This is a genomic window from Pedobacter sp. PF22-3 (genome assembly GCF_026239555.1).
GTDB lineage: Bacteria > Bacteroidota > Bacteroidia > Sphingobacteriales > Sphingobacteriaceae > Pedobacter.
In genome coordinates this window covers 1-13,273 of the sequence record NZ_JAPIVP010000021.1, presented here as the reverse complement: position 1 = coordinate 13,273, position 13,273 = coordinate 1, and the positions used below count along the sequence as shown (strand labels likewise).

The 13,273-nt window shown below is 37.1% G+C and carries 15 protein-coding genes; 11 read left to right on the top strand and 4 right to left on the bottom strand.

Features of this window, described 5'->3' with window-relative positions; genetic code table 11:
* The first annotated feature begins 79 nt into the window (after window positions 1-79).
* From OQX63_RS20920 to OQX63_RS20905, 4 genes are read left to right on the top strand one after another with little or no spacing between them, the layout of a single operon-like run.
* A complete protein-coding gene (locus OQX63_RS20920) occupies window positions 80-838 on the top strand; it encodes a LiaF transmembrane domain-containing protein (protein ID WP_265852750.1) in 759 nt (252 codons plus the stop codon).
* 22 nt (window positions 839-860) lie between these two features.
* A complete protein-coding gene (locus OQX63_RS20915) occupies window positions 861-1,208 on the top strand; it encodes a DUF4288 domain-containing protein (RefSeq protein WP_265852749.1) in 348 nt (115 codons plus the stop codon).
* A complete protein-coding gene (locus tag OQX63_RS20910; protein ID WP_265852748.1) occupies window positions 1,198-2,259 on the top strand; it encodes a sensor histidine kinase in 1,062 nt (353 codons plus the stop codon). Before OQX63_RS20915 ends, OQX63_RS20910 begins: the two co-directional genes overlap by 11 nt.
* On the top strand, window positions 2,237-2,971 hold the full coding sequence (locus OQX63_RS20905; protein ID WP_265852747.1) for a LytR/AlgR family response regulator transcription factor: 735 nt from the start codon (window positions 2,237-2,239) through the stop codon (window positions 2,969-2,971). Before OQX63_RS20910 ends, OQX63_RS20905 begins: the two co-directional genes overlap by 23 nt.
* Window positions 2,972-3,113: 142 nt before the next feature.
* Here the strand turns inward: OQX63_RS20905 and OQX63_RS20900 are convergent, their stop codons facing one another.
* On the bottom strand, window positions 3,114-3,326 hold the full coding sequence (locus OQX63_RS20900) for a hypothetical protein (RefSeq protein ID WP_265852746.1): 213 nt from the start codon (window positions 3,324-3,326) through the stop codon (window positions 3,114-3,116).
* Window positions 3,327-3,511: 185 nt separating this feature from the next.
* Between OQX63_RS20900 and rpmH the strand changes: the two genes are divergently transcribed.
* The 4 genes from rpmH (at window position 3,512) to tsaB (ending at window position 5,471) form a co-directional block, all read left to right on the top strand.
* Window positions 3,512-3,670: a 50S ribosomal protein L34 gene (rpmH, locus tag OQX63_RS20895; RefSeq protein ID WP_010601723.1), complete on the top strand. Its 159-nt coding sequence runs from the start codon at window positions 3,512-3,514 to the stop codon at window positions 3,668-3,670.
* Window positions 3,671-3,719: 49 nt separating this feature from the next.
* Complete coding sequence (locus tag OQX63_RS20890) at window positions 3,720-4,133, top strand: ribonuclease P protein component (protein WP_265852745.1); 414 nt, start codon at window positions 3,720-3,722, stop codon at window positions 4,131-4,133.
* On the top strand, window positions 4,120-4,350 hold the full coding sequence (yidD, locus tag OQX63_RS20885; protein WP_090496806.1) for a membrane protein insertion efficiency factor YidD: 231 nt from the start codon (window positions 4,120-4,122) through the stop codon (window positions 4,348-4,350). Before OQX63_RS20890 ends, yidD begins: the two co-directional genes overlap by 14 nt.
* Before the next feature lie 425 nt (window positions 4,351-4,775).
* A complete protein-coding gene (gene tsaB, locus OQX63_RS20880; protein ID WP_265852744.1) occupies window positions 4,776-5,471 on the top strand; it encodes a tRNA (adenosine(37)-N6)-threonylcarbamoyltransferase complex dimerization subunit type 1 TsaB in 696 nt (231 codons plus the stop codon).
* Between the two features lie 2 nt (window positions 5,472-5,473).
* Here tsaB and OQX63_RS20875 read toward each other — a convergent pair whose 3' ends face one another.
* Together OQX63_RS20875 and OQX63_RS20870 are read right to left on the bottom strand one after the other, a co-directional pair.
* Window positions 5,474-6,886 carry a DUF5723 family protein gene (locus tag OQX63_RS20875; protein WP_265852743.1) on the bottom strand — a complete coding sequence of 471 codons (1,413 nt, stop codon included), beginning with the start codon at window positions 6,884-6,886 and terminating at the stop codon, window positions 5,474-5,476.
* A 30-nt stretch (window positions 6,887-6,916) separates the two neighbouring features.
* Window positions 6,917-8,485, bottom strand: a complete 1,569-nt coding sequence (locus OQX63_RS20870) for a hypothetical protein (protein ID WP_265852742.1) — start codon at window positions 8,483-8,485, stop codon at window positions 6,917-6,919.
* Window positions 8,486-8,575: 90 nt separating this feature from the next.
* Between OQX63_RS20870 and OQX63_RS20865 the strand changes: the two genes are divergently transcribed.
* From OQX63_RS20865 to OQX63_RS20855, 3 genes are all read left to right on the top strand, one after another.
* Window positions 8,576-8,962: a DUF423 domain-containing protein gene (locus OQX63_RS20865; RefSeq protein WP_265852741.1), complete on the top strand. Its 387-nt coding sequence runs from the start codon at window positions 8,576-8,578 to the stop codon at window positions 8,960-8,962.
* Entirely contained in the window at window positions 8,962-11,442 is a 2,481-nt protein-coding gene (priA, locus tag OQX63_RS20860) for a replication restart helicase PriA (RefSeq protein ID WP_265852740.1), read from the top strand. The genes OQX63_RS20865 and priA overlap by 1 nt, the downstream gene beginning before the upstream one ends.
* 208 nt (window positions 11,443-11,650) lie before the next feature.
* Window positions 11,651-12,307, top strand: coding sequence for a protein-L-isoaspartate(D-aspartate) O-methyltransferase (locus tag OQX63_RS20855; protein WP_090496797.1), 657 nt, complete (start codon window positions 11,651-11,653; stop codon window positions 12,305-12,307).
* Window positions 12,308-12,386: 79 nt separating this feature from the next.
* On the opposite strand, the gene smpB is transcribed toward OQX63_RS20855, so the two are convergent.
* Window positions 12,387-12,836 carry an SsrA-binding protein gene (gene smpB / locus OQX63_RS20850; protein ID WP_090496795.1) on the bottom strand — a complete coding sequence of 150 codons (450 nt, stop codon included), beginning with the start codon at window positions 12,834-12,836 and terminating at the stop codon, window positions 12,387-12,389.
* Between the last annotated feature and the right edge of the window lie 437 nt (window positions 12,837-13,273).

Here is a 13,273-nt window from a genome sequence, read left to right as displayed (position 1 = left end):
TTTTACCAGGTTCTTACATGTGGCGTATATGATGGTCAGTTACTGATCAATACTTTTGAATTATTAAATACGAGCACAAATGGAAAACATTAATCATAATAATAACAACCAGGTTAAAAACTCAGGAAGGGTTTGGAGCGGTTTCATCATCATCATCATAGGCTTTGCATTTCTGCTGAACAATGTTGGATTAAATATTCCACGATGGATTTTCAGTTGGTCTAATTTTTTAATTTTATTAGGCGTGTTTCTTGGTGTTCGTCGTAACTTTAAGGGCATAGGCTGGCTGGTCTTAATTTTGGTCGGTGCTTATAATACCTTAATTCATATACCCGGGCTGGATCTCGACCTATCTAAATATGCTTTAGGCTTTGGTTTGGTAATTGTTGGCTGCTTTTTAATTTTCAGACCAAAGCAAGGTTCGTTTTCTAAGAAAAAGGATAAGCGTAAAGCCGATTTTGATTTTGAAGGCGATTCAGATAAAGAGTCAGTGAATAATAACGATGTTATTGATGTAATGGCTGTTTTTGGCGGTAGTCATCAAACGGTATACACTAAAAACTTTCAGGGTGGCGATATTACGGCCGTTTTTGGCGGCGCCGATATTGTGATGACGCAGGCTGATTTTCCTGAAACCGTATCGCTTGATGTAACAGCAGTTTTTGGTGGAATTAAATTGATTGTACCGCAAAACTGGGCAATAAAATCTAACGTAACGGCATTATTTGGTAGTGTTGAAGATAAAAGATCGCATGTAATGCCGGTAGCAGAGCTGAAAAAAACATTGATTTTAGATGGGACAGCTTTATTTGGCGGGATTGAAATTAAAAGTTTCTAAACATTTATTATAAATAGCGCCTATGAAATGGTTTGCAGTAAATTGTATCTATCAGGTAATTTGTGGTGAAGGAAAGCATACGCCCCAGTTTAACGAACAAACGCGTTTAATCCAGGCAAAAGGGATCAGGCAAGCCTTAAGTAAAGCTAATTTGAATGCCGTACATTTTAATCCTTCCCTTAACAATTGCCAGGGAGATAAAATAGTATGGAAGTTTTTAGGTGTAGGTGGAATATCTGAAGTTGTAGAACTTACAGATGGTGCAGAAGTGAGTTCGAAGATGGTTGAACCACAATCGGTTTCATTATACCTTGAAAAGCTAGCGCACCGCAATAAATCATTAACTAATCAGAAACGTTTTGACAACTAGACCTTTATCCGTTCCGCAAATACAGAAAATATCAATCACCATTGCAATCGTGTGGACGGTAATGTGTGCTGCTGGATTGCATTATGCAGTTAATTTTTCCTGGTGGATAGCGATAACCGATAGCTTAACCAATAATCTTTTGCTCGCATTGGCCTGTATAGGGGTAAGCAATATGTTGGGGTATTATCAGCCAAAAAACGAAAGGATGCTTTATGTACTGATTGTTGCGCTGGCCCTCACATTTGTAATTATTTATGCCGCCAGATATAGCATGCTTTACATTTTTGCTGATTATAAAGAATATAAAGATTTTTATAACTTTTCTTTTGCCTTTAGAGGTTTAATCGCTTTTATGTGTTTGGCCTGGTGTGCTTTAGCTAATATATTATGGTATAGGTTAGAAGAACAGTCTGAAACACATGGAAGACTTTCTGCAGCGAAGAGTTTGGCTAAAGAAGCAGAGCTAAATAAGTTAAGGCACCAATTGCAGCCGCATTTTCTTTTTAACAGTCTAAATTCGGTATTTGCACTCACTATGGTTAACCCAAAAGAAGCTGGGGTAATGATTACAAAATTGGCTTCTTTTTTACGCGGTACCTTAAAACGTGACGATGAATTATGGGTTTCGGTTGAGGAGGAGATGGAGTACATCCAATTGTATCTTGATATCGAAAAAGTAAGGTTTAGCCATAGGTTAAATATTGAAGTGAACGTTGCCGAAGATACCTTAAATCTTTGCTTACCAGGTACATTGTTACAGCCGATTGTAGAAAATGCCATTAAATTCGGTCTTTATAATACTTCTGCTGGCATTACGATTAAAATTGATGTTACGGTTGAATATAATATTTTACAATTGCGCGTTCAAAACCCTTTCGATCCGGAAATGAAAGCTGCCGGAGGAACAGGATTTGGTTTAAGTGCCATTAAACGCAGGTTGTATCTGTTATTTGCAAATACCCATTTATTACAAACCGATATTGAGGCAAATAATTTATATATTACCACCCTAAAAATTCCACAAAAAAATGATCAGGACAATACTAATTGATGATGAGCCTTTAGCGAGAGATATTGTAAAGTATTACCTTTCAGATCATGCAGAAATAGAGATTGTAGCCGAGTGTGCTGACGGATTTGAAGGTTTAAAAGCCATTACCTTGCACAAGCCTGACCTCATTTTTCTCGACATACAGATGCCTAAAATTAGCGGTTTCGAAATGCTTGAGCTGGTTGAAGATAAACCTGCAGTAATTTTTACTACGGCTTTTGATGAGTATGCCATCAAGGCTTTTGAGGTTAATGCAGTAGATTATCTCCTCAAGCCGATTGATAAATCGCGCTTTGATGCGGCCATCAAAAAAATACCGGGCAAATTAAATCAGACCGAAAATACAGAAGCTGTTTTAGATGCTGCAGCTTTAAGCCCAGCCCAAAATAATAGGGTAGTGGTTAAAAAAGACGGCGTAATTAAGATTATTCCTGTTGCCGATATCAATTATTTAGAGGCTGATGATGATTATGTGAAATTGAGTACCGTTGATGGTGCTTTTTATAAGAACAAAACCATGGCTTATTTCGAACAAACGCTCGATGCCAGCCAGTTTATCCGCATACATCGATCATACATCATTAACCTGGCGCAGGTAACCAAAATTGAGCTAAAAGAGAAAGATAGTTATGTGGTGTTGTTAAAGTCTGATATCTGGCTCCCTGTAAGCAAAACAGGTTACGTGAAATTGAAGGCAGCGTTGGGTTTGTAAAGAGATAGATTCTTCTAAAAGCGTCAGCCTGATCCGATAGCTATCGGATTTATTTCAGGGTCTTCATTGCAGGAAAGATGTTAACCAATATGTAGTCACGATCGCATTTTTAATGTAAAGCAATCAACTGCTCAAGTTATTGTTAGCCCTGCTTTCTGTTACAATCTTTTTGCCCTTCGACTACGCTTAGGGTAACAAAAAGGATTTCCACTACAATCAGGTTTGTTTTACGGTGGCCTCTGCTGTTATTATTGGCCTGTTCCTTTCCAGCGCCCAATAACAAGGGATATTGTTGCGATTTCCTTATTTCGTCCCATCGGGACGAATCATAGCTAAAAAAATATTTTCGTTCCATAAGAACGTTTGATGAAATAGAGAACGCCACAGACAATGATTAAAATGATAACATTAGTCCCGTTTTTGAAAAGATTTTTTACATTTGCATTTAAATAGAAAAAATAATAATTAATCACTCTTGCATTTGTAGAGAAATCGCTTTATATTTGCACCTCTTAATTTTACAATAGATAATATACAGTCATGAAAAGAACATACCAACCTTCGCAAAGAAAGAGAAGAAACAAACACGGCTTCCGCGAAAGAATGGCAACAGCTAACGGCAGACGAGTATTAGCATCACGTCGTGCTAAAGGAAGAAAAAGATTAACAGTTTCTGACGAACGCAAGCATAAAGCATAATTTTTGATTGCTTTTCCGTTAATTCGGGATCCGCAGATCAAAATCTGCAATGATCAATCAAAAATATATGTACACATTCAGGAAAGAAGAACGGTTATGCAGCAGGAAACATTTAGACCTGTTGTTTAAAAACGGTTCTTCTTTTTTATTATATCCCTTTCGGATTTCTTATCTTTTTATTGATGCGCCTAGTGATGTACAAGCACAGGTGGTGATCAATGTACCTAAAAGAAGATATAAGCGGGCAGTAGACCGCAATCTGCTCAAGCGTCGCATCCGCGAAGCTTATCGACTAAATAAACAAGATAAATTATACTTGCCTTTACCTACGGATAGGGGGTTGCTTTTGTTTTCCATCCAGTTTGTGGGGAAGAATAAGTATGAGTTTGCTTTTATTGAGAAAAAACTGAAGGCTACCTTCAAACGTTTCCAAAATTTAATCCAGCCCCATGAAATTCATTAATAAAATTTTTGGGTGGCTTTTTTTAGGACTGATCAAAATTTATCAGTATGCCATTTCGCCTATGCTGGGCGCAAATTGCCGCTTTACCCCAACCTGCTCTCAATATGGCATAGAAGCCATTAAAAAGCATGGCCCTTTTAAAGGTGGCTGGCTGGCGCTGAAACGCATAGGCCGTTGCCATCCCTGGGGTAAACACGGGCACGATCCGGTTCCATAGGAGAGTTCACTGGTTCATTAGTCATTAGTTAATTGAGTCCAAACTTTGAGTCAGTTCATTTGAAAGATTCGAGCAAAGATCCTTCGGATACGCTATCGCTAATAGAAAAATCGTCATCTCGACCGAAGCAATGCGAAGTGGAGAGATCTTTGAACTATGTTGACGAATAGTTTAAAGATTTCTCCATCACGCTACCGGGAAACCTGTTAAACAAGCATATCTATAAATAGATAAAAATAAATGCTTAAATCGGCAAGCTATAGTCGAAATGAGATATTATCCTCTTAAATTCTCCTGTCATTTATATTTTTTTTATAAAATAAATTCCCCTTGGGAATGTACACTCCGTGGGTTAATTTGACTCCAAACGCCAAACTCTTAGCGCCAAACTTATCTTGTCTTCCATTTTTATTTATCTTTGTCTCATGGCTAAAATACTTCAAATAGAAACCGCTACGGCAATCTGTTCTGTGGCAGTATCTGTTAATGGTGAAACAATTTCTTTTAAAGAGGAGCAAGGGCAAAACCTGCATGCAGCAAATTTAACGCTGTTTATTGATGAGGTAGTTAAAGCTACAGGCTTAAACTATCAGGAGCTGGATGCCATCGCCGTAAGTAAAGGCCCCGGATCTTATACTGGATTGAGAATTGGTGTTTCTACTGCTAAAGGGCTTTGTTATGCCTTAGATAAACCCCTGATCGCAATTGAAACATTAGAAATGATGGCAGCCGGTTACCTTGTGGAGAACCCGGGTTATTCTGGTTTAATCTGCCCGATGATTGATGCCCGTAGGATGGAAGTATATACCTCAATTTTGGACCGATCATTAAACGTAATTACATCAACAGAAGCTAAAATTATTGATGAAACAAGTTTTAACGAGTTTCTTTCACAACAAGTTATTACCTTTTTGGGTGATGGAGCAGCCAAATGTGCTGAATTTTTAACACACCCAAATGCAAAATTCGATGCTGCTAATTTCAATTCTGCTACCTATATGTCGAGGTTGGCTAACGAGGCTTTTAGTAACCGTAAATTTGAAGACGTAGCCTATTTCGAGCCTTTTTACCTGAAAGATTTTGTGGTTACACCATCTAAAAAGCAACAAGCACAAGGTTAAGTCTATTTTCTTTTAAAGATCGAAAACAGACTTTTAAAGAAACTGCCATCATCGCTATTATCATTAATACCTGGTATTACATCGGCAAATTGGGGATGGTTAACCACGTTTCCAAATTTAATGCCTACGCCCATGTAAAAGGAGGCTCCATTAGGCCCACTGCCAACAGTAGCATCATTTCTAATGGTACCAATGGTTTGGAAACTTGTTGCAACTAAATTATCTGTTCCTAAAAACAGTTCAAAATTAGGAGTTTGGTATTTACCTTGCAGGCCGACCATAAAAACACCATTTAAATTGTACAAAGGTGTTACGCTCCCCGAAAAATCGTTTGCAATAAAAGTATTTACCAAAGCAATATCGCCACCTTTGTAAAATAGGTTTTTGGAAACAGCTAATGCAGGTTTATAGAAACCATAACGTTTAGACAGGTAAAAATCAAGTTTAGCATTAGTAGGAGCCAAAAACTTTTTAGGTTGTTCTGATAGCAAGAAAATATCTTTTATTTCCTGGTTGGTATTCGATCGGTTGTTCTCAATATTTTCAATAATTTTTGATTGATCTACAGTAGTACGTTCGGTATTACTCCGCCACCAGATAAATCCTAAATCTTTAATGTTAGCCATTAAAAATAAACCTTTTTTTGTGGTGTAGTTGGTTCCAAAACCTAATGATAAACCAGGGTTTTTAAAGTTTGGGAAGAAGTTTTTCTTGTTTACCTCATTAAAGTCAGAGAAGTTGGCTGAGTAAGTTCCCTTCAAGCCAATTAATAAGGCATCAGACTCAGGATCAATATATAGTTGGGAATCATAAACATTTAATTTATTGTAAAGTATTCCACTCAATACACTGGCTTTCAAGCCAAATGCAAGCCTTTTATTCCAGTTTTCGCGATAGGTAAAGCTAAACTGATGGTAACTTTGCTGATAACCTTTGGTGTTAAAAATTCCGATATACTGCTGGTTGCTGTTAAACCGCTCGAACGAATCAAAAATAGCTAAAGTTTCGTTTGTATAATCGATATGTGCATCAGATCTGATCTGCCATGAAAAGCCCATTTCTTTCTGATACTTGTAAGATTTGAAAAGCCTGAATGTTGCCACATAAATATTGCTGTTTTCAAAAAAACGATTTACTTCGCCAGTACCAATTGGTAAACTTCTGGTATCAAAAACACCTTCCTGGGTTAATTTTCTTATGGCAAACTTAGAATTTCCCTTATTAATGGCATTTGTTCCAAAATATGGTAAAAAGAAATTAGAAGAAAATTTTCTTGATGAATCTAAGGTGAAAGATTTTTGAGATGGGTTTTCGAATGCATCAAACATGGTTTTAGTACCAAAAAGCGCATATTGCTGTGCATTTGCAACCCCGAAGCTGGCTATTGCCAGTAACGCAAGTAAAAGTTTCTTCATGTAAAATAGTTTATTGGGATGGTTTCCTTATTAACGATTACTTAATGAATCTGGTGTGTTTGGTTGTATGTATTTGTTTAAAAGTAAGTTAGTAATAAATTTGTTTTTATCTGCGCTCATTTGATAACAAAAAGTATCAAAACTTTTTAAACCACTATCGGCCCGTAAATGTCTGTAGAAATTCAGTTGAATATTATGCCTGAAAATATCTGCCGAATTTTTGGTATTGATGTAGTAACTTACATTTGAAGTGGTAGAAATCTCGTTCACTGCATCTAAATATTGCGGCGTTTGTATTAAAAGCCTATTATTTTTGTAATGATTTAAAAATGATTGTACCGTGCTCGCATTATTGGCTACAATTAAATTATTATCAATAATGACATAATAAGGCCGCGCAAATTTTTTAAAGGGCTCACCAAAATAACTGTATAAGATATCTGCCGATTTAAAGAGCTTAATCTCTTCGTTATAATCTGTACTTACATCAAGCAACAACTGTTTTGTTTTTTCACCATCAGATAATGAAATTGCACCTAACTTTTCGCTGGTGCTTAACTGAAAAAGAATAAACTGATTCTTGGTATAAGTTTTAAATATCAGGTTTAAATCTGTTCTGTAATCATCCTTTACGCTTTTTATTACCGCACTGGTTTTGGAAAGTATTTTCGTCTGTTCCTGCCAGGTATTTAATTTCTTGAGCCATTTGCCATAATCATCATAAGCATAAAGCGCATAGTTTGCAGTATTATCGGGCAGAATATTTTGGATAGATGTATTTTGTGCCGCGATATTTTCGAATAGCTTAAGGTAATTGTGCTGATCTTTTAATTCGGTACTCCCGCTGAAAAGAATTTTTTCTTTACTGAAATTGTAATTGAGTACAGCAAAACTGTTCTGTTGGTTAAATAGGGCAATTTCTCCATTAATGTTCCCTGCAATAATATTTTTAAGTAATAGTGGTGCCTGGTTAAAATTAATGTAAATGTGGGCCAGTACATTTTTGATTTGGTGGTTATTCTCTTTAATATATTCTGTAAAAGGATTTTCAGTTAAACGGATATTGGCATCATTAATCAGTTTTAAAGAAGTTGAAACCGTTAATACCTGGTTGTGGATTCCCAAATAAACCTGTAAGCTGTCATTTATCTTTACTGTATAAATCGACTTCGAATTTTCAGTAATTACTTTTCTAAGCTTTAACTGTTCGTAAAATTTTTTGATATCGTTATCAGGCTGAATTTGTAAGGTGATCAGGAAATTAAGGGTTTTATTAGAATCAGGCAGTACACTAATATAAACCTGCTGATCTTTCAAATACCTGTTGAGCAGGTTATCATCAATAATGCTTGTTTTCAGCTGTTTCAGGAGGTTCATTTTATCTTTGCCCAAAACCTGCTGAATAAGTTGTTGCCCTTCAATAATATCGTAAAAACCTTTGTCGTTCTGGAAAGAAAATACCAATGCCGCGTTATTGGTTGCCGATTGCAACGCCAGGTCTTTTGCATCATTATCAGTTCCCAATTTCGAAAAATACAGGTAAGCCATAAAGGCTACACCTAAAAATAATGCACTTGTTAGAATTACGATTTTTTTCATCTGCTGTGCAACAAATTTAATTTATTACATTGATTAGTGAGAAGTTCTTTACCAATTTATTAATTTAGCGACTGCTACTTGCAAATAACTATGAATAAACGAATAATCCTTACTGCTTCTTTTTTTGGTGCTGTTGCCGTTTTGTTAGGCGCATTTGGTGCCCACGGATTAAAAGCTTTAATTGACGGCCCATCATTAGAAATTTGGCAGAAAGGTGTTGATTATCAGTTCTATCATACATTTGCTTTATTATACCTTTCTACCTTTGCCCGTTATCGGAACAAGCTTATTAATATTGCTTATTTCTGCTTCACATTTGGAATCATCCTTTTTTCAGGATCATTATATTTATTGGCTACTCGGAGCTTATCGCATTTAGGTTTTACCGAATTTATTGGTCCAATAACACCAATTGGCGGGCTTTTATTTGTATTGGGATGGATAATGCTCTTTTTTGCGGCATTTAAAGATAAATAATGAATACTTTCGAAAACGATATTTTTTCAGAAAGAGAAACACTTTTTGTGGAAGTTATTTTGCCATTATCTTTGGCGAAAAACTATACTTATCGGGTACCTTTTGATTTAAACGATCAGATCGCTGTTGGAAAACGGGTAGTGGTGCAATTTGGAAAGCATAGAATTTATACGGCTTTAATTAGTGCAATCAGCACGGTGCCACCTAAGGTTTACGAGGCAAAATACATTATCGATGTGGTAGATGCCGAGCCTGTAATTACACCCATGCAGCTTAAATTCTGGACATGGATGACCAATTATTACATGTGTAATGAAGGTGATGTAATGGCAGCTGCCCTGCCTGCCAGTTTAAAACTGGCCAGCGAAACCATCCTGATTATTCGCGAAGATTATAATGAAGATACCGAACTTAGCGATAAGGAAGAAATTATTATCAACGCACTGAAACAGCAACAGAAACTTACAGTTAATGATGTTTCTAAGTTATTGGGGCAGAAAACAGTATATCCGATCATCAACCAGCTATTGGATAAGGAACTCGTACTGGTAGCAGAAGAGGTAGTGCAGAAATATAAACCTTTGCTCAAATCATTCATTGTTTTAAATGATTTTTACAGCGATGAAGAAAATCTGAAACAGCTTTTTAATATTTTAGATAAGGCACCTAAACAGTTAGATGCTTTATTGGCTTACCTGAAATTACAAAAATCAAATCTGCCAATTGCTAAAGAACAGCTTTTAGCCGAAAGTAATTGCGGTCCGGCGGCATTAAAAGCTTTGACAGACAAAGATATTTTTGTGGTGATGAAAAGGCCGGTTAGTCGCCTGGCCGCTCACGATGAAGAATTCAGTGTGAATTTCGAACTGAACGAAGGACAGCAGAAAGCATTAGACCAGATTAACCAGCATTTTGAAGAGAAAGAGGTGGTTTTGCTGCATGGCGTAACCGCATCAGGAAAAACGCAGGTTTATATTAAACTGATTGAAAAAATTATCCAGAATACCGATGGACAGGTATTATTCCTGTTGCCAGAAATTGCCTTAACCACACAGATTGTTGAACGGATTAAGCGTTATTTTGGTAATTCGATCGGGGTATATCATTCAAAATTCAACAATAGCGAAAGGGTCGAAATCTGGAATAAGGTAAGAACAGGTGCATATAAAGTAATTCTTGGTGCGCGTTCAGCGGTTTTCCTTCCTTTTGAAGACTTGAAACTGATTGTCGTTGATGAAGAACATGAACCCTCCTACAAACAATACGATCCGGCACCGCGCTATCAGGCAAGGGATGCGGCTATTTATTTGGGCTATCTACATCAGGCCAAGGTTGTTTTAGGCTCAGCTACACCATCTTTAGAGAGTTATTACAACGCCTTACAAGGCAAGTACGGACTTGTGGAAATGAAGACGCGTTTTGGCGGTGTTCAGCTTCCGAACCAGCAGGTGGTGAGTATTGCGGAAGAAACAAAGAAAAAAACGATGAGTTCGTATTTTTCCAGCGTGCTGATCAAAGATATTGATCTGGCGCTTGCTAAAAAAGAACAGATTGTATTGTTTCAGAACAGGAGAGGCTATGCCACCATTCTCATTTGTGCAACCTGTGGTTATACACCAAAATGCGTAAACTGCGATGTAAGTTTAACCTACCATAAAAGCAGTGGTAAATTACATTGCCATTATTGTGGGTATCAGCAGAGCAGTATTAATATTTGTCCGGCCTGTGGTTCGGTGCATGTAGAGCAAAAAGGTTTTGGTACAGAGCGTATTGAAGAAGAACTTCGGTTGCTTTATCCAGAGGTGGCTATTGCCCGACTGGATATGGATAGCACACGGACCAAAAACGGTTTGCAACAAATTCTGAATGATTTTCAGGAGAAGAAAACCGATATTTTAATCGGTACACAGATGGTGGCCAAGGGACTGGATTTCGATAACCTGAACCTGATCGGTGTAATTAATGCAGATACCCTTTTAGGTTATCCTGATTTCCGCGCTTATGAAAGAAGCTTTCAACTGCTGGCACAGGTTGCGGGTAGGGCAGGTAGAAGAGCCGACCAGGGAAACGTTTGTATCCAGACTTACGATGCTGAAAACCGAATCATAAAACAGGTGGTGAACAACGATTATGAGGGGATGTATAATGATGAAATTGTAGAGCGGGAGAAATTTCTTTATCCGCCCTTTTCCAGGATGATATTTTTGTACATCAAACATAAAGATTCGCATATTCTAGATCATGCTGCCTTTACATTAGCTAATATCCTGAAAGGGAAATTTGGTAAACGTGTTTTAGGTCCCGAACAACCGTTGGTAAGCCGTGTACGGAATCTCTATATCAAACAGATTATTATTAAAGCCGATAAGCATACGGCCATTCAAAAAGTTAAAGATGCATTAAAAGAAACGCTGACCCAATTTAATGCCACCAAAGAATTTAAAGGCGTTTTTACGCAAATAGATGTAGATCCGTATTAGAAATGAGTGAATGATTGAATTTTGAATGATTGAATGGGTTTATTTCTTGCGCTCATGCTCTCCTTCTTTCATTCTCTCAATCGCTCATTCAATCCTTCATCTATGTGGATAATGTATCATTCTCTAACTCAGGTAATCCATTCGTTAATTTAATCAATCTCTCATTTTATCCTTGTATCACCGTTAAAAAAAGCTAATTTTGAAGTTCATGGCGTATAAATTTGTTGATAATTACCGGGAACGTGGAGCGAGAAAAAAACTGGTTGAGTTGTTAAAATCTCGTGGAATTGAGGATGAAAACGTATTAACAGCCATAGGTAAAGTTCCACGGCATTTCTTTTTTGACGAAACTTTTTGGAACCAGGCTTACAAAGACATTGCTTTCCCTATAGGCGATGGACAAACCATATCTCAGCCTTACACTGTTGCTTACCAAAGTGAGTTGCTTCACATTAAAAAAGGAGATAAAGTGCTGGAGATCGGAACGGGTTCAGGTTATCAAACCTGCATTTTAATGGAATTGGGTGCTACCGTTTTTACGATAGAAAGACAGGAGAATATTTATAACAGAACCATTCAGGTTTTGCCTGGAATGGGTTACAGACCTACTTTTTATTGTGGTGATGGCTCTAAAGGAATTGCTGCCCATGCACCATACGACAAAATAATCGTTACCGCTGGTGCCCCACTGGTTCCGGAAATTTTATTAAAACAATTAAAAATAGGTGGTATTCTGGTAATCCCGGTTGGAGATGAGAAAACCCAGAAAATGGTTACGGTGATCCGTGTAAGCGAAACAGACTACGACAAAATTGTACTAGACACCTTTCGGTTTGTGCCCTTAGTTGGTGACCAGGCCTGGTAGTTTTTGAGTCCATAGTCAGAAGTCCTTAGTCAGAAGTCAATTTAAACTAAGGACTCAAGACTTCAGACTGAAGACTAACCTACCTTTTCATTGCTCTATCCAACTCCCGCTTCGTATCTCTATCCTTAATGCTATCGCGTTTGTCGAATTCTTTTTTACCTTGGGCCAGTGCGATTTCCATTTTAGCAAAACCCCTTTCGTTGATAAAAATCCGTAAAGGAACAATGGTATAACCTTTTTCTTCTCCTTTAAGCTTCAATTTTCTAATTTCTTTCTTTTGAAGCAATAAAGCACGGTCGCGTTTAATGTCATGGTGATAAAAAGAGCTGTGGCTATATTCAGAGATATGGAGGTTGCGCACAAAAAGATTGCCGCCAATAAACATGCAAAATGCATCCGTCATGTTGGCCTTACCTTGTCTTATTGCTTTTATTTCTGTCCCTAAAAGTGCAATCCCAGCTACGTATTTATCTAAAAGGTTATAGTCAAAATATGCTCTTTTATTCTTTATGTTGATGTCGTTTTTCAAAATTTTAATAAGTGTATTACTGTAATATATACAACGGTATGTAAAACAAAATGTTTGGACTATAAATGCACCCTTCATGCTGAACTCGTTTCAGCATCTTTTTAATGATCCTGAAATAAATTTGATCTATTCAGGATGAAGGCCGTTTATGTAATTTTTCTCTAACAGGTTGCAAATATCCTAAAAAATGATGTGATAATTTAGTTTTAATTTATTTCCAAGCTTAATGCAATCGTCACGCTGAATTTATTTCATTATTTTTCATGTAAAAATGGGCCCTAAAATAAATCCGATAGCGATCGGATCGGGTTTATTAAACACAGGCAGGTGCAAGGAAAGAAATCTTTCATCCGCCAACCAAACCTTGTTTTATTGGAGAAGCGGTAAGAGATCGTCATTTCGAGCGAACCCGATAGCTCCTAATATCCGCAGGTTAC

Excerpts from the sequence above, each read along its gene's own strand:
- OQX63_RS20905 (WP_265852747.1), top strand. The coding sequence starts at position 2,237 with ATGATCAGGACAATACTAATTGATGATGAGCCTTTAGCGAGAGATATT.
- tsaB (WP_265852744.1), top strand. The coding sequence starts at position 4,776 with ATGGCTAAAATACTTCAAATAGAAACCGCTACGGCAATCTGTTCTGTG.
- OQX63_RS20870 (WP_265852742.1), bottom strand. The coding sequence starts at position 8,485 with ATGAAAAAAATCGTAATTCTAACAAGTGCATTATTTTTAGGTGTAGCC.
- OQX63_RS20855 (WP_090496797.1), top strand. The coding sequence starts at position 11,651 with ATGGCGTATAAATTTGTTGATAATTACCGGGAACGTGGAGCGAGAAAA.
- OQX63_RS20900 (WP_265852746.1), bottom strand. The coding sequence starts at position 3,326 with ATGGAACGAAAATATTTTTTTAGCTATGATTCGTCCCGATGGGACGAA.
- OQX63_RS20915 (WP_265852749.1), top strand. The coding sequence starts at position 861 with ATGAAATGGTTTGCAGTAAATTGTATCTATCAGGTAATTTGTGGTGAA.
- OQX63_RS20890 (WP_265852745.1), top strand. The coding sequence starts at position 3,720 with ATGATCAATCAAAAATATATGTACACATTCAGGAAAGAAGAACGGTTA.
- yidD (WP_090496806.1), top strand. The coding sequence starts at position 4,120 with ATGAAATTCATTAATAAAATTTTTGGGTGGCTTTTTTTAGGACTGATC.
- rpmH (WP_010601723.1), top strand. The coding sequence starts at position 3,512 with ATGAAAAGAACATACCAACCTTCGCAAAGAAAGAGAAGAAACAAACAC.
- OQX63_RS20920 (WP_265852750.1), top strand. The coding sequence starts at position 80 with ATGGAAAACATTAATCATAATAATAACAACCAGGTTAAAAACTCAGGA.
- OQX63_RS20865 (WP_265852741.1), top strand. The coding sequence starts at position 8,576 with ATGAATAAACGAATAATCCTTACTGCTTCTTTTTTTGGTGCTGTTGCC.
- OQX63_RS20875 (WP_265852743.1), bottom strand. The coding sequence starts at position 6,886 with ATGAAGAAACTTTTACTTGCGTTACTGGCAATAGCCAGCTTCGGGGTT.
- priA (WP_265852740.1), top strand. The coding sequence starts at position 8,962 with ATGAATACTTTCGAAAACGATATTTTTTCAGAAAGAGAAACACTTTTT.